Origin of the sequence: Pseudomonas sp. TH41, from assembly GCF_016650695.1 — a bacterium.
Lineage (GTDB): Bacteria > Pseudomonadota > Gammaproteobacteria > Pseudomonadales > Pseudomonadaceae > Aquipseudomonas.
This window is the reverse complement of the sequence record NZ_JAEKFH010000003.1, coordinates 701,912-720,262: the sequence shown is the minus strand read 5'-3', so window position 1 is coordinate 720,262 and position 18,351 is coordinate 701,912. Positions and strand designations below refer to the sequence as shown.

At 59.8% G+C, this 18,351-nt stretch carries 18 protein-coding genes and 1 pseudogene; 14 read left to right on the top strand and 5 right to left on the bottom strand.

The features are described 5' to 3' along the window. Positions 1–64: 64 nt before the first annotated feature. The 3 genes and pseudogenes from relA (at position 65) to JFU37_RS05995 (ending at position 3,848) form a co-directional block, all read left to right on the top strand. Positions 65–2,307 (top strand): annotated as a pseudogene (relA, locus tag JFU37_RS06005) (GTP diphosphokinase). Positions 2,308–2,443: 136 nt separating this feature from the next. Then, complete coding sequence (mazG, locus tag JFU37_RS06000; protein ID WP_201113985.1) at positions 2,444–3,277, top strand: nucleoside triphosphate pyrophosphohydrolase; 834 nt, start codon at positions 2,444–2,446, stop codon at positions 3,275–3,277. A 28-nt stretch (positions 3,278–3,305) separates the two neighbouring features. Continuing rightward, a complete protein-coding gene (locus JFU37_RS05995) occupies positions 3,306–3,848 on the top strand; it encodes a DUF2058 domain-containing protein (RefSeq protein WP_150634149.1) in 543 nt (180 codons plus the stop codon). Positions 3,849–3,931: 83 nt separating this feature from the next. Here JFU37_RS05995 and JFU37_RS05990 read toward each other — a convergent pair whose 3' ends face one another. Then, on the bottom strand, positions 3,932–4,120 hold the full coding sequence (locus JFU37_RS05990; RefSeq protein ID WP_201113977.1) for a hypothetical protein: 189 nt from the start codon (positions 4,118–4,120) through the stop codon (positions 3,932–3,934). A 94-nt stretch (positions 4,121–4,214) separates the two neighbouring features. On the opposite strand from JFU37_RS05990, the gene JFU37_RS05985 reads away from it, so the two are divergent. Then, positions 4,215–4,478, top strand: a complete 264-nt coding sequence (locus JFU37_RS05985) for a hypothetical protein (protein WP_201113975.1) — start codon at positions 4,215–4,217, stop codon at positions 4,476–4,478. A gap of 10 nt (positions 4,479–4,488) precedes the next feature. On the opposite strand, the gene fabB is transcribed toward JFU37_RS05985, so the two are convergent. From fabB to JFU37_RS05965, 4 genes are all read right to left on the bottom strand, one after another. After that, positions 4,489–5,709, bottom strand: coding sequence for a beta-ketoacyl-ACP synthase I (fabB, locus tag JFU37_RS05980; RefSeq protein WP_201113973.1), 1,221 nt, complete (start codon positions 5,707–5,709; stop codon positions 4,489–4,491). 11 nt (positions 5,710–5,720) lie between these two features. Then, positions 5,721–6,236, bottom strand: a complete 516-nt coding sequence (fabA, locus tag JFU37_RS05975) for a 3-hydroxyacyl-[acyl-carrier-protein] dehydratase FabA (protein ID WP_201113965.1) — start codon at positions 6,234–6,236, stop codon at positions 5,721–5,723. Positions 6,237–6,484: 248 nt separating this feature from the next. Beyond that, positions 6,485–8,404, bottom strand: coding sequence for an ATP-binding protein (locus JFU37_RS05970; RefSeq protein WP_201113955.1), 1,920 nt, complete (start codon positions 8,402–8,404; stop codon positions 6,485–6,487). Continuing rightward, positions 8,401–9,330, bottom strand: a complete 930-nt coding sequence (locus JFU37_RS05965) for an ABC transporter substrate-binding protein (protein WP_201113953.1) — start codon at positions 9,328–9,330, stop codon at positions 8,401–8,403. Before JFU37_RS05965 ends, JFU37_RS05970 begins: the two co-directional genes overlap by 4 nt. Before the next feature lie 242 nt (positions 9,331–9,572). Here JFU37_RS05965 and JFU37_RS05960 point away from each other — a divergent pair, with 242 nt between their 5' ends. The 10 genes from JFU37_RS05960 (at position 9,573) to JFU37_RS05915 (ending at position 18,258) form a co-directional block, all read left to right on the top strand. After that, positions 9,573–10,598: an NAD(P)H-dependent glycerol-3-phosphate dehydrogenase gene (locus JFU37_RS05960; RefSeq protein WP_201113951.1), complete on the top strand. Its 1,026-nt coding sequence runs from the start codon at positions 9,573–9,575 to the stop codon at positions 10,596–10,598. A 34-nt stretch (positions 10,599–10,632) separates the two neighbouring features. Beyond that, a complete protein-coding gene (locus JFU37_RS05955) occupies positions 10,633–10,980 on the top strand; it encodes a DUF4389 domain-containing protein (protein WP_201113949.1) in 348 nt (115 codons plus the stop codon). After that, positions 10,977–11,429, top strand: coding sequence for a phosphohistidine phosphatase SixA (gene sixA, locus JFU37_RS05950; protein ID WP_201113947.1), 453 nt, complete (start codon positions 10,977–10,979; stop codon positions 11,427–11,429). Before JFU37_RS05955 ends, sixA begins: the two co-directional genes overlap by 4 nt. A 184-nt stretch (positions 11,430–11,613) precedes the next feature. Continuing rightward, on the top strand, positions 11,614–13,281 hold the full coding sequence (locus JFU37_RS05945; protein WP_201113945.1) for an AMP-binding protein: 1,668 nt from the start codon (positions 11,614–11,616) through the stop codon (positions 13,279–13,281). A 31-nt stretch (positions 13,282–13,312) separates the two neighbouring features. Next, the gene (locus JFU37_RS05940; protein ID WP_201113943.1) at positions 13,313–13,756 is read left to right on the top strand and encodes a hotdog fold thioesterase; all 444 of its coding nucleotides are present in this window, start codon (positions 13,313–13,315) and stop codon (positions 13,754–13,756) included. Between the two features lie 194 nt (positions 13,757–13,950). Continuing rightward, a complete protein-coding gene (locus tag JFU37_RS05935; RefSeq protein WP_201113941.1) occupies positions 13,951–14,757 on the top strand; it encodes an alpha/beta fold hydrolase in 807 nt (268 codons plus the stop codon). Beyond that, positions 14,754–15,608 (top strand): alpha/beta hydrolase, encoded by an 855-nt coding sequence (locus tag JFU37_RS05930; RefSeq protein WP_201113939.1) that lies wholly within the window; start codon positions 14,754–14,756, stop codon positions 15,606–15,608. Before JFU37_RS05935 ends, JFU37_RS05930 begins: the two co-directional genes overlap by 4 nt. A 50-nt stretch (positions 15,609–15,658) precedes the next feature. Continuing rightward, on the top strand, positions 15,659–16,318 hold the full coding sequence (locus tag JFU37_RS05925; RefSeq protein WP_201113937.1) for a glutathione S-transferase family protein: 660 nt from the start codon (positions 15,659–15,661) through the stop codon (positions 16,316–16,318). 8 nt (positions 16,319–16,326) lie between these two features. Next, positions 16,327–17,133, top strand: a complete 807-nt coding sequence (locus tag JFU37_RS05920; protein ID WP_201113935.1) for a DUF4892 domain-containing protein — start codon at positions 16,327–16,329, stop codon at positions 17,131–17,133. Between the two features lie 69 nt (positions 17,134–17,202). Beyond that, a complete protein-coding gene (locus tag JFU37_RS05915; protein WP_201113932.1) occupies positions 17,203–18,258 on the top strand; it encodes an AI-2E family transporter in 1,056 nt (351 codons plus the stop codon). Positions 18,259–18,351 lie beyond the last annotated feature (93 nt).

Genomic DNA, 18,351 nt, shown 5'->3' with positions numbered 1-18,351 from the left:
TCACGGGCAACGAAGGTCAGCGATTTTGACGCATTGAATCTGCGTCGTAGGGAAGGTAAGCAAGATGGTACAGGTGAGAGCACACCAGCCGATCAACACCGACGGCAGTATCAATCTCGAGGCTTGGCTCGATCACGCGGTCAGTGTCGATCCGGCACTGGATCGCGAAGCCTTGAAAGACGCGTGCGAGTTCGCTCGTGCCTCCGAACAACAAGCCAATGCGGCGAAGAACCTGTGGTCCGAAGGGACTTCGAGTTTTCGCACGGGCCTTGAGATCGCCGAGATTCTCGCCGACCTCAAGCTCGACCAGGATTCGTTGGTCGCAGCGGTCCTGTACCGTGGCGTGCGCGAAGGCCAGATCGAACTGCCGGCGGTCAGCCAGCGCTTCGGTCCGGTGGTCGCCAAACTGATCGATGGCGTGCTGCGCATGGCGGCGATCAGCGCCAGCCTGAGCCCCCGTCAATCCCTGGTGCTGGGGACTCAGGGCCAGGTGGAAAACCTGCGCAAAATGCTGGTGGCCATGGTCGACGACGTGCGCGTCGCGCTGATCAAACTGGCGGAGCGTACCTGCGCGATTCGCGCGGTGAAAACTGCCGACGACGAGAAGCGCAATCGCGTGGCCCGTGAAGTCTTCGACATCTATGCGCCGCTTGCCCACCGTCTCGGTATCGGTCACATCAAGTGGGAGCTGGAGGATTTGTCCTTCCGTTACCTTGAGCCCGATCAATACAAGCAGATCGCCAAGTTGCTGCACGAGCGGCGACTGGATCGCGAGCGTTTCATCGCCGACGTGATGAGCCAGTTGAAGAATGAGCTGACCGCCACTGGCGTCGATGCCGACATCAGCGGCCGGGCCAAACACATCTATTCGATCTGGCGCAAAATGCAGCGCAAAGGCCTGGAGTTCAGCCAGATCTATGACGTGCGCGCCGTGCGCGTGCTGGTGCCGGAAATGCGCGACTGCTACACCGCGCTCGGTATCGTCCACACCTTGTGGCGGCACATCCCGAAAGAGTTCGACGACTACATCGCCAACCCCAAAGAGAACGGCTACCGTTCTTTGCACACGGCGGTGATCGGCCCTGAGGGCAAGGTGCTGGAAGTGCAGATCCGCACCCACGCCATGCACGAAGAGGCCGAGCTGGGTGTTTGCGCGCACTGGCGTTACAAAGGCACCGACGTCAAATCCGGCTCCAACCACTACGAAGAGAAAATCTCCTGGCTGCGGCAGGTGCTCGAGTGGCACGAAGAGCTCGGCGACATTGGTGGTCTGGCTGAACAACTGCGGGTCGATATCGAACCGGACCGGGTCTACATCTTCACCCCGGACGGTCACGCCATCGACTTGCCCAAAGGCGCGACGCCGTTGGACTTCGCCTACCGCGTGCACACCGAAATCGGTCACAACTGCCGCGGCGCCAAGATCAACGGGCGGATCGTGCCGCTCAACTACAGCCTGCAAACCGGTGAACAGGTCGAGATCATCACCAGCAAGCACGGCACCCCGAGCCGCGACTGGCTGAACTCGAACCTGGGTTACGTCACCACCTCGCGAGCGCGGGCGAAGATCGTTCACTGGTTCAAATTGCAGGCTCGGGATCAGAACGTCGCGGCCGGTAAAACCCTGCTCGAACGCGAACTCAATCGCCTCGGTCTGCCAGCGGTGGATTTCGACAAGCTGGCCGAAAAGGCCAACATGAAAACCGCCGAGGACATGTTCGCCGCACTCGGTGCTGGCGATTTGCGCCTGGCGCAACTGGTCAACCTGGCGCAACAACTGGTCGAGCCGGAGCGCGGCAGCGAACAGCTGGAGTTGATCCCGCGTAAAGCCACCGGCTACAAACCGGGCAAGCGCGGCGATATTCAGATCCAGGGCGTCGGCAACCTGATGACCCAGATGGCGGGCTGCTGCCAGCCGCTGCCGGGGATGCGATCGTTGGGTACATCACCCAGGGCCGCGGTGTGAGCATTCACCGTCAGGACTGCGCCTCGGTGTTGCAACTGGGCGGGCGCGAGCCGGAGCGGATCATCCAGGTCAGCTGGGGCCCGGTGCCGGTGCTCACCTATCCGGTGGACATCATCATCCGTGCCTACGACCGGTCCGGTTTGCTGCGAGACGTGTCCCAGGTATTGCTGAACGAGCGAATCAACGTGCTGGCGGTCAACACCCGCTCGAACAAGGAGGACAACACCGCGCTGATGTCCCTGACCATCGAGATTCCGGGGCTGGATGCATTGGGTCGTTTGCTGGGGCGGATTTCCCAGTTGCCGAACATTATTGAAGCCCGGCGTAACCGTACGCCATAAGACGGAGCGCTTTACTGTAGGAGCGAGCTTGCTCGCGAAGAACCAGAGGGCGACGCGTTCATCCAGACTGCACGCGTCATCGTTAACGTCCATCGCGAGCAAGCTCGCTCCTACATAGAGCGGAAGAGATTGATCGATGTATTCACTTGAAGACTTGCTGCACCTGATGAACCGACTGCGCGACCCGCAGTTCGGCTGCCCGTGGGACATCAAGCAAACCTACGCCACCATCGTCCCGCACACTCTTGAAGAAGCCTACGAAGTCGCTGACGCCATCGAGCGCGGTGACTTCGATCATTTGCAGGGGGAGTTGGGTGATCTGCTGTTCCAGGTGGTTTATTACAGCCAGCTGGCACGGGAAGAAGGGCGCTTCGAATTCGCCGGCGTCATCGACAGCATTACCCGCAAGCTGATCCGCCGTCATCCTCACGTGTTCCCCACCGGCGATCTGTATGCGCCGCTGGATGTCCCGCGTCTGAGTGAAGAGCAGGTCAAGCAGCGTTGGGAGGAGATCAAGGCTGAAGAGCGCGCCGAGAAATCATCCGCGCCGGAGCAGTTGTCGTTGCTCGACGACGTGCCCACGGCGCTGCCAGCACTGTCTCGGTCAGCCAAATTGCAGAAGCGGGCAGGGCAGGTCGGTTTCGACTGGCCGGACGCCTTGCCGGTGCTGGATAAGGTCCGCGAGGAACTCGATGAAGTGCTCGAAGCCATGGCCGATAACGACTCGGCAGCCATTGCCGATGAGGTCGGGGATCTGCTGTTTTCGGTGGTCAATCTGGCGCGTCATCTCAAGGTCGATCCGGAAACTGCACTGCGTGGCGCCAACAGCAAGTTCGAAAGACGCTTCCGTTTTATCGAACAGGCATTGCGCGACACCCACCGTCCCATAGAAGATTGCACCCTCGAAGAGTTGGACGCCTTGTGGGGCGAAGCCAAACGTCAGGAAAAGAATTTGCCCAGCTGCGGTTGAGCAGTTGCCTAAGTGAGAAATAAGCACCATGAGCATTTCCCTTCGCGACCAGTTACTCAAAGCAGGACTGGTCAACCAAAAGCAGGCCAAACAGGTCGGCAAAGAGAAGCAGAAACAACAGCGCCTGGTTCATAAAGGCCAGATCGAACAGGACGACACCCAGCAGCGCCTGGCCCAGGAAGCACTGGCGGAGAAGGTCAAGCGTGACCAGGAACTGAACCGTCAGCAGCAGGAGAAGGCCGAAGCCAAGGCTCGCGCCGCGCAGGTCAAGCAGTTGATCGAAGTCTCGCGTCTGCCAAAGCTGACGACCGAGGACTACTACAACTTCGTCGACGACAAGAAGGTCAAGCGCCTCTCCGTCAACACGCTGATGCGCAATAAGCTCAGCAACGGATCGCTGGCGATCGTGCACCATGCCGGCGGCTACGAAGTGATCCCGCGTGAAGCGGCCCTGAAGATCCAGGAGCGCGATCCACAGCGTATCGTGCAGTTGAACGTGCAGACGGAAGAAGCGGCTGCTGAAGACGATCCGTACGCGGCCTATCAGATCCCGGACGATCTGATGTGGTAAGCCGTTAGAGGCTGCAACAACGACAAACCCCGCTCATGGCGGGGTTTGTCGTTTTCAATGCTGTAGTTGCTCAAGTTACGCGCCTAGGCCGAAAGTAACTCACGTTTCTGCTCCAGTGTTTCCAGTTCGGCTTTGTAGTTGTGCGCGTCAGTCTCGGAGTGGAACATCCCGACCAACAGGTCCTGTTGATGCACGTCCCAGATACGGATACCGGCGGCTACGCCTTCATGAGACATATGTGAATCGTCGCGTTCAGTTACTTTTACAGTCATCTGCTAGCTCCAATCTCAGTTACCTGCACCAAGGCATGTGCAGGACTCTGTTATATATTTGGTTAGCTTGCTAAGTAAACGATTGAGTTTGGTAATGAACAATTGCGAATTTTGCAATAGTGCTGCAGCCCGCCAAACACGCGACATTCGGTCGCAGGGCGCTGAGTTTTATGACAAAAGCTTCATGTTTGGGTGCTACACAAAATCTGTAGGAGCTGCCGAAGGCTGCGATCTTTTGATCTTTAAAATCACAAATCAAGATCAAAAGATCGCAGCCTGCGGCAGCACCTACAGGGGTATTTCCCAAAGCAAAAAAAAACGCCCCGAACCAGTCGGGGCGTTTTCGTGTGCTGCGTAGCTGTGGGGTATTACTTACCCTGCCAGCGCTTCAGTACCAACGTAGCGTTGGTGCCACCGAAGCCGAAGCTGTTGCTCATCACGGTGTTGATGGTGGCGTTTTCGCGCGTCTTGGTCAGGATTGGCATGTCAGCCACTTCCGGGTCCAGTTCGTTGATGTTGGCGGAGCCCGCCATGAAGTTGCCTTCCATCATCAGCATGCAGTAGATCGCTTCGTGAACGCCGGCGGCGCCCAGGGAGTGACCCGACAGGCTCTTGGTGGAGCTGATGGCCGGTGCCTTGTCGCCGAACACTTCACGCACACCTTTCATTTCCGCGACGTCGCCGACCGGAGTCGAGGTGCCGTGGGTGTTCAGGTAGTCGATCGGAGCGTCAACGGTGGACATGGCCATCTGCATGCAGCGGATAGCACCTTCGCCGCTTGGCGCAACCATGTCGTAGCCATCGGAGGTCGCGCCGTAGCCAACGATTTCTGCGTAGATCTTCGCGCCGCGAGCCAGAGCGTGTTCCAGCTCTTCGACCACGACCATGCCGCCACCGCCGGCGATGACGAAACCGTCACGCTTGGCGTCGTAGGCACGGGAAGCTTTTTCCGGGGTTTCGTTGTACTGGCTGGACAGAGCGCCCATGGCGTCGAACAGGAACGACTGGCTCCAATGCTCTTCTTCACCACCGCCGGCGAACACGATGTCCTGCTTGCCCATCTGGATCTGTTCCATGGCGGTACCGATGCAGTGAGCACTGGTGGCGCAGGCAGAAGCGATGGAGTAGTTCAGGCCCTTGATCTTGAACGGGGTGGCCAGGCAAGCGGAAACGGTGCTGCTCATGGTCCGCGTGACGCGGTATGGGCCAACGCGCTTCACGCCTTTCTCGCGCAGGATGTCCAGCGCTTCCATCTGGTTCAGTGTGGAGGCGCCACCGGAACCGGCGATCAGGCCGGTACGCGGGTTGGAGACTTGCTCATCGGTCAGGCCGGAGTCTGCGATGGCGTCTTTCATGGCCAGGTAGGCGTAAGCCGCCGCGTGGCCAACGAAGCGATAGATCTTGCGATCGATCAGCTCTTCGAGGGGAAGGTCAATGGAGCCGGAAACCTGGCTACGCAGACCCATTTCAGCATATTCCGGGTTGAACCGGATGCCAGGGCGGCTTGCACGCAGGTTAGCGGAGACGGTCTCTTTGTCATTGCCCAGGCACGAAACGATGCCCAGACCAGTGATAACGACGCGGCGCATGCGGATAACCCTTAGAAGTTGTCAGTGGAGGTGAAAACGCCGACCCGAAGGCCTTCGGCGGTGTAGATCTCGCGGCCGTCGACAGTGACCGAACCATCGGCGATGGCCAGGTTCAGCTTGCCCTTCAGCACGCGCTTGATCTGAATGTTATAGGTGACTTTCTTGGCCGTCGGCAGAACCTGGCCAAAGAATTTCACTTCGCCCGAACCCAGCGCACGGCCACGGCCCGGCAGGCCTTGCCAGCCCAGGAAGAAGCCGACCAGTTGCCACATGGCGTCAAGGCCCAGGCAGCCTGGCATCACCGGATCACCTTCGAAGTGGCAGGCGAAAAACCACAGGTCCGGAGTGATATCCAGCTCGGCGACCAATTCACCTTTGCCGTACTTGCCACCCTCGGCACTGATATGGGTGATGCGATCCACCATCAGCATGTTCGGGGCGGGCAGTTGTGCGTTACCTGGGCCGAACAGCTCGCCGCGACTGCAGCGCAGCAGGTCTTCCCGAGTAAAGGCGTTTTGTTGGGTCATGCGAGCTCCTCAATAGTCCCATGCGGCAGGGTGGGGCAAATCTTCCCGGCCGATCGAAGCGTTCATGCCTCGAGTCAGCAGCCTACTCATAGACTATTGCGTTGTGGTGAAAGTCACAGCACCAAGTACATGAATGTACACTTGTGCACTGAAATTATTATTCAAGCCCCTTTTCGGGCCTGTTCGGGTGACTAAGACTGCCGCACTTTCGCCTTTCACGCCAGTCGCAGATGGTCGAAAGGCCTGCACTACTGCACCCAGCGCTGCAAAATCTGCTGCAGATCAGTACGTTTGAAGGGCTTGGCCAGGTAATCGTTCATTCCCGCCGATAAGCAGGCTTCGCGGTCCCCCTGCAACGCATTGGCGGTCAGGGCGATGATTGGCACGTCTGCACAACCGGGCAGTTGACGGATCTGCCTCGTCGCCTCGTAGCCATCGATAATCGGCAGGCGGCAATCCATCAGAATCGCTTCGAAAATCAGACTCTCGGCACTGCGCACCGCTTGCGCGCCATCGGTGGCGACGCTGACAGTAAAGCCCAGACTGCGCAACATTGCTTCGATGACTGTCTGATTGACCGGGTTGTCTTCGACCAGCAGCACATTGCGCCCTTCACTTTCACCTTCACCTTCATCATCACCGCTGCCGGTCTGCACGCGCGGCACCCGCACCGGTAGCGTCTGTTTATAGAGTGCCAGCGGGATTTCCAGGGTGAACACCGAGCCGCGACCTTCTTCGCTCTGAGCGCGCAGGGTACCGCCCATTCGTTCGGCCAGCGTGCGGGCAATCGGCAGGCCCAGGCCAGTGCCGCCGTAACGCCTCGAAATAGAACTGTCGGCCTGCTGGAACGCGTTGAACATCAATTCCAGGCTTTCGGCCGAGATGCCGATCCCGCTGTCGCGCACGGTGCAGGTAAACCACAGCAGTTCGTGATCCAGCGATTGCCACTGCGGCTCGATGGTGACGAGACCCTCTTCGGTGAACTTCAGCGCATTGCCGACCAGGTTCACCAGAATTTGCCGGATCCGCGTCGGGTCGCCCTGTACCTGCAACGCGCGCATGTCTTCAGGGACTCGCAATTGCAGATCGAGCCCGCGTTGTGCCGCGCTGTGCTGGAAGGATTGGGCGCAACTGCTGATCAGGTCCACCAGGTTGAACGGAATGTGCTCAAGCTCCAGTTCCGAACGCTCGATGCGCGAGAAGTCGAGTATGTCGTTAATGACTTTGAGCAAATGTTCGGTGGACTCCGAGGCCAGCGCCGCGTATTCGACTTGCTCCTCGGTCATGTCGGTGGTTTCCAGCAATTGCAGCATGCCGAGCACGCCATTCATCGGCGTGCGCAATTCGTGGCTCATCATCGCGAGGAAATCGGACTTGGCATTGTTGGCTTTTTCCGCTTGTTCGCGGGTCTGGATCAACTGTGCCATCGCCTGATGCTGTTCGCGACTCGCTTGTTCGAGACCGTGGGCGAGGTTATTGATGTGTTGCGACAGCGCACCCAGCTCGGTGTCATCGACGATCGGCAGCGGGGTTCTGTAGTCGCCCGCTTGAATCGCCTTGACCGCGTTGCCGATGTCGCGGATCGGTTGCGACAGGCCACCGGCCAGGCGCCGGGCCACGAGGAAAGTAAACAGCAGGGCGAACAGCGCCAGAACGCCGGCCTTGAGCAGGATTTCCTGCTGACGCTGACTGAACGCGTCGTTGGACAGGCCAACGATCACCCGCCCCAGGTAATCCTCAGCGGGGGCATTGCCGGTGACTTTGTTGTTCTGGAAAAAATCATTGTGCAGCGGGATCCGTTGCAGCCGCACCGGGGCCTGGAACACTTCGACCTGCTGCGAGCGGTGGAGGATTTGCGACGGTCGCTCGACGTACACCAAACTCCGGTTGGCGCTGTCCTGAACTTCCAGAAAGCGCACATTGGGCGTGGCCAGGGTCGCCTTGAGCAAACTGTCGAGTACTTCATTGTTACCCGAGATCACCCCGTATTCAGTGGCGGGTGCCAGTTGGTTGGCGATCAGTTGGCCGGTGTGGTTGAGTTCCTGACGCAGGTCCTGGATCCGCACAAAGGTGAAAAAACTGATCAACAGCAACGTCAGCAACAACGCCGGGCCGAGGCTGATGATTTGGGTGCGGGTATTGATATCCCAGCGGCGCCAGAAGGTCATTGGCGGCGTTCTCCTTCGGTCAGCTGAGTGGCGAGAGACGCGTCATTCGTTGGTTCAATCCCTAATGAACGAGCGACTTGTGCGTTACTCAAGACTTTGAAGTGTTGCGGGTAGCGCGCGCGCGGCCAGGTTTCGGGTGGTCGGTCGAGCAGGTCGTCGAGGATCGCCAGCCAATCGCTCTGATCGCTGTAGGTGCTGGCCAGGCTGCCCGCCTTGACGAACCCGGGGTTGGGGCCGATCAGCGCCCGTTGCCGCAAATAGCTACTGAACAGCAGATTTTTCGCGGTTTTCGGGTTGTACAGATCAGGATCGTCGAGACCCAGCAACACGTCGCTGTTTTTTAGCAGGCTCTGCAACGGATGGCTGTCATTGGTGTTGTCCCAGCGCTCGGTGACGACCTCAAAGCCTAACGGCCGGGCGGCTTGACGCAATTCGTTCAAGAGGAATTCGCCGTGGCTGTCGTACAACACGCCGATCCTTCGGGCCTGCGGCAGCAGGTGTCGCGTCAGGCGCAGTTGCCGGTCCAGCGGTGGATCGCTCCAGAGCAGACTGAGGTGCTGGGGCAGGGCAGCCCCCAGATGTTGGCGGGCTTGCAGGCGACTGATGCACAACACCAGCGTCGCCGGGCCTTGGCTGTCTTGCAGGCGCCAGTCGAGGCTTGGCAGATCGAGCAAAATCAAACGGCTGCTGGCCGGTAGTTCGTCCGGCGCCGGCAGTCTGGCCAGTGACTGGAAGCGCACGCTGTCGGCCGGGCGCAAGTTGCCAAGGGCCTTAGCGAAAGACTGCACCCCGGGGCCGTCTTCGGCGCCGATCAGCAGGATGTCCGCGGCGTTTGTCGGCAGGCTGCTCAGTAAGCCGGCAAACATAAGGCACAGCAGGGCCAGCAGGCGGCCAAAGGTTGGCGTCATCCATGACCAATAGCGCATCTTAGAACGCCACTGGCGAGCGGGTTGAAGGAGAGTCAAGAGACACAACACAGCCTTGATCGCGATTAACTGGCGCGCATGTTAACCGAGACGGTCGACTTTTCCAGTCACGATGCCGGCATTTTCCTCGGTTTTGTTGGTCTTCTTTCTACAACTGCCGGTAATTGACGCGGGGGCTGGCCGCCACTGGGCCGCTCCGTATAATGCCGACATCGCCACTGGTATGGATTAACGGATTGCATATGACTGAACAGCGCCCAATTGCGGTCCTGGGAGGCGGAAGTTTTGGAACCGCCGTGGCTAATCTACTGGCCGAGAACGGGTATCAGGTCCGACAGTGGATGCGTGATCCTGAGCAGGCCGAGTCTATTCGGGTCAATCGCGAGAACCCGCGCTACCTCAAAGGCATCAAGATTCTTCCGGGCGTGGAGCCGGTCACTGACTTGCAAGCCACGCTGGACACCTGCGAACTGTGTTTCGTTGCGCTGCCGTCCAGCGCGCTGCGTTCGGTATTGGTGCCGCACGCGGACCGTTTGAGCGGCAAGCTGCTGGTGAGCCTGACCAAAGGCATCGAAGCCCACACGTTCAAGCTGATGAGCGAAATTCTCGAAGAAATTGCCCCGCAAGCGCGCATCGGCGTGCTGTCCGGGCCGAACCTGGCGCGTGAAATCGCTGAGCACGCGCTGACCGCCACGGTGGTCGCCAGCGAAGACGAGGAACTCTGCCAGCGCGTCCAGGACGCGTTGCATGGCCGTACCTTCCGCGTCTATGCCAGCGCCGACCGCTTCGGCGTGGAGCTGGGCGGGGCCCTGAAAAACGTCTACGCGATCATCGCCGGCATGGCGGTGGCGCTGGGTATGGGCGAGAACACCAAAAGCATGTTGATCACCCGGGCGCTGGCGGAAATGACTCGCTTCGCGGTCAATCAGGGCGCCAACCCGATGACCTTCCTCGGCCTGGCTGGCGTGGGCGATTTGATCGTCACCTGTTCGTCGCCGAAAAGCCGTAACTATCAGGTCGGGTTCGCCCTCGGTCAGGGCTTGAGCCTGGAAGATGCGGTGACGCGCCTGGGCGAAGTCGCCGAAGGCGTGAACACCCTCAAAGTGCTCAAGGCCAAGGCGCAGGAGGTTGGCGTGTATATGCCGCTGGTCGCCGGGCTGCACGCGATCCTGTTCGAAGGGCGCACGCTTAATCAGGTGATTGAGCTGTTGATGCGCGGCGAACCGAAAACCGATGTCGACTTTATTTCCACCAGCGGTTTTAACTGAGCACGCTCCCTATAAAGGAGCAGGAGAGCGAGACATGAACGATCCGAAAACAGAAGCCAGGTACGAATCCATCCTGCTGCGTGTGTTGTGGATGATCGTCTTCGTGCTGGTCTGGCAGGTGGCGCAATTCATCCTTGGTGCAGTGGTGCTGGTGCAGTTGATCTATCGTTTGATTTATGGCGCCCCGAGCGCCAGCCTGATGAACTTCGGCGACAGCCTGAGCCAGTTCCTGGCACAGATCGGGCGTTTCGGCAGTTTCCACAGCGACCAGAAACCCTGGCCGTTCGCCGACTGGCCGACGCCGCGTACGCCGGAAGGTGAAGCGCCGCACGTTGTGGCGCCCGCCCCGCATCCGGCCCGAGATGAGGAACCCAAGCTATGAAACTCTGGGTATTGCGTCATGGTGAAGCCGAGCCGTATGGCTCGCGTCCAGACTCCGAACGGGCATTGACCCCTCACGGTTGCGAAGAAGTGCTGCGCAGCGCCGCCGAACTGATCGGCCAGCCGCTCACGGCTATCTACGCCAGTCCTTACCAGCGAGCGCAGCAGACCGCGCAGCTGGTGCGTGAAGCGCTGGGGTTCCAGCCGGACATTCGCACCGTCGAATGGTTGACCCCCGGCTACAGCCCACAAGTAGTGGCGGAGCAATTGGTGTCGGTGGATTACGCGCTGCTGGTCAGCCATAACCCGTTGGTGGGCAACCTGTTGGGTTACTTGCAACACGGTCATGTGCAGCAGCCGGAAGCGGTGAAAACCGCCGGACTTGCCGAACTTGAAGGTGAAGGTCCGCTCGCCGGCGCTATGAAACTCAACGGCATCAAACACCCTTAAAAGCAAAAGATCGCAGCCTCGTTGCACTCGACAGCTCCTACAGGGTATTGCGCAATCCTTGTAGGAGCTGTCGAGTGCAACGAGGCTGCGATCTTTTGATCTTTCTTCTGCCCTCAAATAATTAACCAAGCAACTGCTTGGTTGACTACGCTTGCTCCAGACCAGAAAAACAGGAGCGAGTCGTATGTCTGCTGCATTCCGTTTGCCGCTGGACGTCTTCTATGAGCGTGAGGCCCGTCATCCCCGCCAGCGCTTTCTGGTCCAGCCCACGGGTGGTGGACAGGTCGAAACGCTGACGTGGGAAGAGGTGGGTCATCAAGCGCGCTGCGCTGCGCACTGGCTGCGAGCACGCGAACTGCCTCAAGGCAGCCACATTGCCTTGATCTCGAAAAATTGTGCCCACTGGATCATCGCCGACCTGGCGATCTGGATGGCCGGGCATGTCTCGGTTCCGCTGTACCCGAACCTGACAGCCGAGTCCGTGGCTCAAGTGCTCGAACATTCCGAAGCCGCGCTGGTGTTCATCGGCAAACTCGATGACTGGTCTGGCATGTCCCGTGGGGTCAAGCCGGAACTGCCAACCATCAGCCTGCCGTTGCATCCGCAAGGCCACTTCGATTTCAGCTGGGCCGACCTGCAACGCAGCTCGCCGATCCAGGACGATCCGAAGCCTGCCGCCGATCAATTGGCAACCATCATTTATACCTCCGGCACGACCGGAATGCCCAAAGGGGTGATGCACAGCTTCGCCAATCTGGGGTTTGCCACCACCCGTGGCACCCAGCTCTTCGGCCTCAATGAGTCGGACCGATTGCTGTCCTACCTGCCGCTGTGCCATGTCGCCGAGCGGATGTTCGTCGAGCTGGCGTCGATCTACACCGGGCAAACCGTATTTTTTGCCGAGAGCCTCGATACCTTCCTCGCCGATTTGCAGCGCGCACGACCCACCGCATTGTTCGGCGTGCCACGGATCTGGACCAAGTTCCAGATGGGCGTCTACAGCAAGATCCCGGCGAAGCGCCTCGACTTTTTGCTCGGTCTGCCGATCATTGGCAAGCGGGTCGCACACAAAGTCCTTGCCGGGCTTGGGCTCGACGCCTTGCGCATTGCCTTGTCCGGCGCGGCGCCGGTTCCGCAAACCTTGTTGCTGTGGTATCGCAAGCTGGGGCTGGATGTGCTGGAGGTCTACGGCATGACCGAAAGCTGCGGCTATTCGCATGTTTGCCTGCCGGGCCAGAACAAACCGGGCTGGATCGGCAAGCCTTGTCCGGACGTCGAGGTGCGGATCGCCGACTCTGGCGAGGTCATGGTGCGCAGCGGCGCGACCATGCTCGGGTATTTCAAGGAACCGGAAAAAACCGCCGAAACCATCACCGAGGACGGCTTCCTGCGTACCGGTGACAAGGGCGAGGAAGACGCCGAAGGCAACCTGCGTCTGACTGGGCGGCTGAAAGAAATCTTCAAGACCAGCAAAGGCAAATACGTGGCCCCCGCGCCCATCGAAAATCGGCTGGCGGTGCATTCGCGGATCGAGCAGGTGTGTGTGGTCGGCGATGGTTTGAGTGCGCCGCTGGGCTTGTGCGTGCTCTCGGCGGTCGGCCAGCAGGACGCCGGTGGGACGGCGCGCGCCGGTCTGCATTCCAGCCTGGAAAAACTGCTGGAGGAGGTTAACAGTGCCCTCGACAAGCATGAGCGCTTGCGGCGGCTGGTGGTGGTCAAGGACAGTTGGGCAGTGGAAAACGGCTTTCTGACGCCGACCCTGAAGATCAAACGCAATATGATCGAAGCCGCTTACGGCGCCCGGTTCGAAGAATGGAGCGAGCGCAGCGAAGTGGTGCTGTGGCAGGATTGAGCCACGAACACACCAACAAAGGAAATCGGCGATGAGTCTGTGGCGTACCACTCCCAACATCGAGCAGTTGAACGCGATCCAGAAAAACACCATCGGTGAAGTGCTGGATATTCGCTTTGAAGCCTTCGACGAAGCGTCCCTCACTGCGAGCATGGTCATCGACCACCGCACTCATCAGCCCTACGGCTTGCTGCACGGTGGCGCCTCGGTGGTGCTGGCCGAAAGCGTCGGCTCGATGGCCAGTTACCTGTGCATCGATGCCAGCAAGTTTTATTGCGTCGGTCTGGAAATCAACGCCAACCATTTGCGCGGATTGCGCAGCGGGCGGGTAACGGCAGTGGCCACGGCGATTCACATCGGTCGCACCACGCATGTCTGGGATATCCGCTTGACCAGCGACGAGGGCAAGGCCAGTTGCGTGTCGCGGTTGACCATGGCGGTGGTGCCGTTGGGCGAAACACCGCCGGGTCGTTGAGTTTTCAGATCAAAAGATCGCAGCCTTCGGCAGCTCCTACACTGGATCGCAGACAACCTGTAGGAGCTGGCGCAGCCTGCGATCTTTTGATCTTTGCGACAGCTCCTACCACCATTCCTGGCAGTTATGGTCATTGCTGTAGGGCGTTGTCTTACGGACAATCACCCCTTGTTTTCGTTGATGGATCGACCGGTATGTCGCAACAGATATTTTTCGCCCACGCCAATGGTTTTCCTTCGGGCACCTACGGCAAGTTGTTCGCGGCGCTGGCGCCCGAGTATCAGGTGACGCATCTGGAACAGCATGCCCATGACCCGCGTTTTCCGGCGGATGACAATTGGCACAATTTGGTGGACGAGCTGATTCATCATCTCGAGCAGCAGCCTGAGCCCGTCTGGGGCGTTGGCCACTCCTTCGGTGGCGTACTGCACCTGCACGCGGCGTTGCGTTGCCCCAAACTGTACCGCGGTGTGGTGATGCTCGATTCGCCGGTGCTGACCCGTACCGATCAGTGGGTCATCCGCGCGGCCAAGCGTTTTGGTTTTATCGACCGCCTGACCCCGGCTGGCCGCACGCTGGGGCGACGCGAAGAGTTCGCCGATCTGGAGGCGGCGCGCGTGTATTTCGCCGGTAAGACCCTGTTTCGTGAATTCGATCCGGAGTGTTTCGACGCGTACCTGCAACACGGCTTGCACACAGTGGGTGACAAGCTGCGACTGCGCTTCGATCCGGCCACGGAAATCAGCATCTACCGCGGCGTGCCCCACACCAGCCCCGGTCGCGCACGGCAGTTGAAAGTGCCGCTGGCGGTGGTGCGTGGGCACAAGAGTCGCGTGGTCATGCGCCATCACACCCGTTCGGTCGGGCGCATGCCGCAGGGCGAATCCCTGACCATGCCCGGTGGGCACATGTTTCCCCTCGAACGACCACAGGATACCGCCACGCTGCTGAAGAACCTGTTCAGCCGCTGGGAACGTCGTCGTCAGCAGGATTGCGTATGAGCCATGTCGTTGAAGAAGTTCGCCTGAGCCTGCCGCACATCGAGTTGGCGGCACATTTGTTCGGCCCTGAAGACGGCCTGCCGGTGATTGCCTTGCATGGCTGGCTGGACAACGCCAACAGCTTTGCCCGGTTGGCGCCAAAGCTCAAAGGCTTGCGCATCATCGCGCTGGACATGGCCGGTCACGGCCACTCCGGGCATCGCCCGCCCGGTGCCGGTTATGCAATGTGGGACTACGCCCACGACGTACTGCAAGTCGCCGAACAGCTGGGCTTGAAGCGGTTTGCGCTGATGGGGCATTCCATGGGGGCGATCGCTTCGTTGATCATCGCCGGGTCGCTGCCTGAACGTGTGACGCATCTAGCCTTGATCGACGGCATCATCCCGCCTACAGACAAAGGCGAAAACGCTGCCGAACGTATGGGCATGGCCCTGCAGGCGCAGCTGGATCTGCAGGAAAAGCGCAAACCCGTCTACACCACACAGGACCGCGCCATCGAGGCGAGAATGAAAGGTCTGGTAGCGGTCAGTCGCGAAGCCGCCGAACTCCTGGCCCAGCGCGGTTTGATGCCGGTGCCGGGCGGTTACACCTGGCGCACCGACAACCGTCTCACGCTGCCATCGCCGCTACGTCTTACAACCGAGCAGGCCATGGCCTTCGTCCAGCGGGTCAGTTGTCCTGCATTGCTGGTGGTTGCAGCTGACGGCATGCTCGCCAAACATTCCGAGTTGCTGGAGCGTCTACCCTTTAGCCGTGAACAGCTGCCTGGCGGCCATCATTTGCACCTGAATGATGAACCCGGTGCCGACCTTGTCGCAGACTGTTTCAATCGGTTCTTCGCCGTTCCTTGACTTGCGCCGGGCAACTGTCGAGGCTGGGCGGGTTGAAATGGGAGACAACCATGATAGATCTCTACACCGCTGCGACCCCGAATGGCCACAAGGTCTCTATCGTGCTCGAGGAACTCGGCCTGCCCTACACGGTGCACGCCTTGAGTTTCGACAAAAAGGAACAAAAGTCCCCGGACTTTCTCAAGCTCAATCCCAATGGCCGGATTCCGGCGATTGTCGATCGCGCCAACGATGATTTTGCCGTGTTTGAGTCCGGCGCCATCCTCATCTACCTGGCCGAGTTGAGCGGCAAGCTGCTGCCCAAGGACCCGAAGGGGCGCTCGGTGGTTTTGCAATGGCTGATGTTCCAGATGGGTGGAATCGGCCCGATGCAGGGACAGGCCAACGTGTTTTTCCGCTACTTCCCGGAGAAGCTCCAGGGCGCCATCGACCGCTATCAGCATGAAACCCGTCGCCTCTACGAGGTGCTCGACACTCGCCTGCAAACCGTGGAATTCCTTGCTGGCGAGTACAGCATTGCCGACATTGCCACGTACCCATGGGTTCGTGGCCACGAGTGGTCCGGTGTCGCGGTGGATGGCTTGACGGCGTTGCAGCGCTGGATGGCGACCATGGAGGCGCGTCCGGCGGTGCAGCGTGGTTTGCTGGTACCCGAACGCATCGACGATGCCAGCGTCGTCAAAGGCGCCCAGGCCATGCTGATACGATGAGCCTATCCATGCGTTCATTCAGTTTGCTGGCGCTGTGCTGTTTCAGTCCCGTGTTGTTCGCCGCCGATGTTCCGGGCAGCCAGGACCTGCCGATCGTGCCGCGTATGGTCGATGCGCAGATCGTCGACTATCGCCCGGCGGTCGAACTCGAGCGGATCTACCCGCTGGGGTCGATCCGCAAGATCAGCGGCCAGTTGCGTTTCGACGGTCAAGTCACCGCCCGCGGGCAAACCACCTCGGTGACCTACGAACTGCCGCCGGAACATTCGTCCACGGAAGCCTTCACCGCCGCCCGCGAAGCGTTGCAGAAACAGGGTGCCGAGTTGCTGTTCTGGTGCCAGGCCCGTGATTGCGGTGAAAGCAGCCTGTGGGCCAATGAGGTCTTCGGCAACGCCAAACTCTACGGCGCCGATGATCAACAGGCGTATCTGCTGTTGCGTCTGGCGGCGCCAAAGGACAGCACGCTGGTGGCGCTTTACAGCATCACTCGCGGTAATCGCAAAGCCTATCTGCATGTCGAGCAGTTCGATGCCGCTGCGCCGCTGGGTGATTTGCTGCCCACTTCCGCCACCTTGTTGCGGCAGCTCAAAAGCACTGGCGAGCTCGATTTCCCTAAACTGACCAATACCCCTGACGATACCTGGCTGCGCTTGCTTTCGCGCGGCTTGAATCTGGATACGACCCTTAGGGTCAACGTTTCCGGACCGAACGCCGAAGCCTGGCGTCAGGCGCTGATTGGCCAGGGCGTGCGTGCGGCTCGGATGGAAACCGGCAGCGTTGACGGCTCTGGCCTGCACGTGGAACTGTTGCGATAAGCTTCATCAGGCGAACGCGCTTGTCGCGTTCGCCTGCTCTTTTGCGAACTGACTTTTTTCGAGACTTGGATGATCAATAACGATCGGCTGTTGGTGCAGATCCTGCTCCTGGTGCTGTTTGGCGCGAGCTTTTGGGTGATGGCGCCGTTCTGGTCAGCGTTGTTCTGGGGGGCCGTGCTGGCGTTTGCCAGTTGGCCGCTGATGCGCTTGCTGACCCGTTTGCTCAATGGTCGGGAGGCACTGGCGGCGGCATTGCTGACGCTTGGCTGGATGCTGTTGGTGGCGGTGCCGCTGGTGTGGCTGGGGTTCAACCTGGCGGATCATGTGCGTGATGCCACGGCGTTCATCAAGGATGTGCAGGTCGACGGTCTGCCTGAAGCGCCGATCTGGCTGGCCGGTGTTCCCCTGGTGGGCGCACGGTTGGTGGTTATCTGGAACAGCATCGATCAGCAGGGCGCGGCGATGATGCTGGCAGTCAAGCCATACCTGGGCCAGGTCGGTAACTGGTTGCTGGCGCGCAGTGCGCAGATTGGCGGCGGCATTCTCGAGCTGACGTTGAGCATTGTCTTTGTGTTCTTTTTCTACCGTGACGGGCCACGATTGGCAGCGTTTGTTCATGGGTTGCTGGAGCGGCTGATTGGGCAACGGGCCGGCTATTACATCGAACTGGTGGCGGGGACCGTTCAGCGGGTGGTGAACGGCGTGATCGGGACGGCGGCGGCTCAGGCGGTTCTGGCGTTGATCGGGTTTTTAATTGCCGGGGTGCCTGGCGCACTGGTTCTCGGTATCGTGACCTTCCTGCTCAGCCTGATTCCCATGGGGCCGCCGTTGGTGTGGATACCCGCCACGGCCTGGCTGGCCTGGAAGGGCGAGTACGGGATGGCGGTGTTTCTCGGCATTTGGGGGACGTTCATTATCAGCGGCGTCGACAATGTGCTGAAGCCGTATTTGATCAGCCGCGGTGGGAATTTGCCGTTGGTGATTGTGTTGTTGGGCGTGTTTGGCGGGTTGATTGCGTTTGGGTTCATTGGCTTGTTCATCGGCCCGACGTTGTTGGCGGTGGCTTATAGCCTGTTGACCGACTGGAGCAAAAGCCAGGCGCGCGTTGAAGATCGCCGGCCTTAAGTTTTTTTGTTGAGGCTAATGGCCTCTTCGCGAGCAGGCTCGCTCCCACATTTGACCGTATTTTCAAGTTAGACACGGTTTACTGTGGGAGTG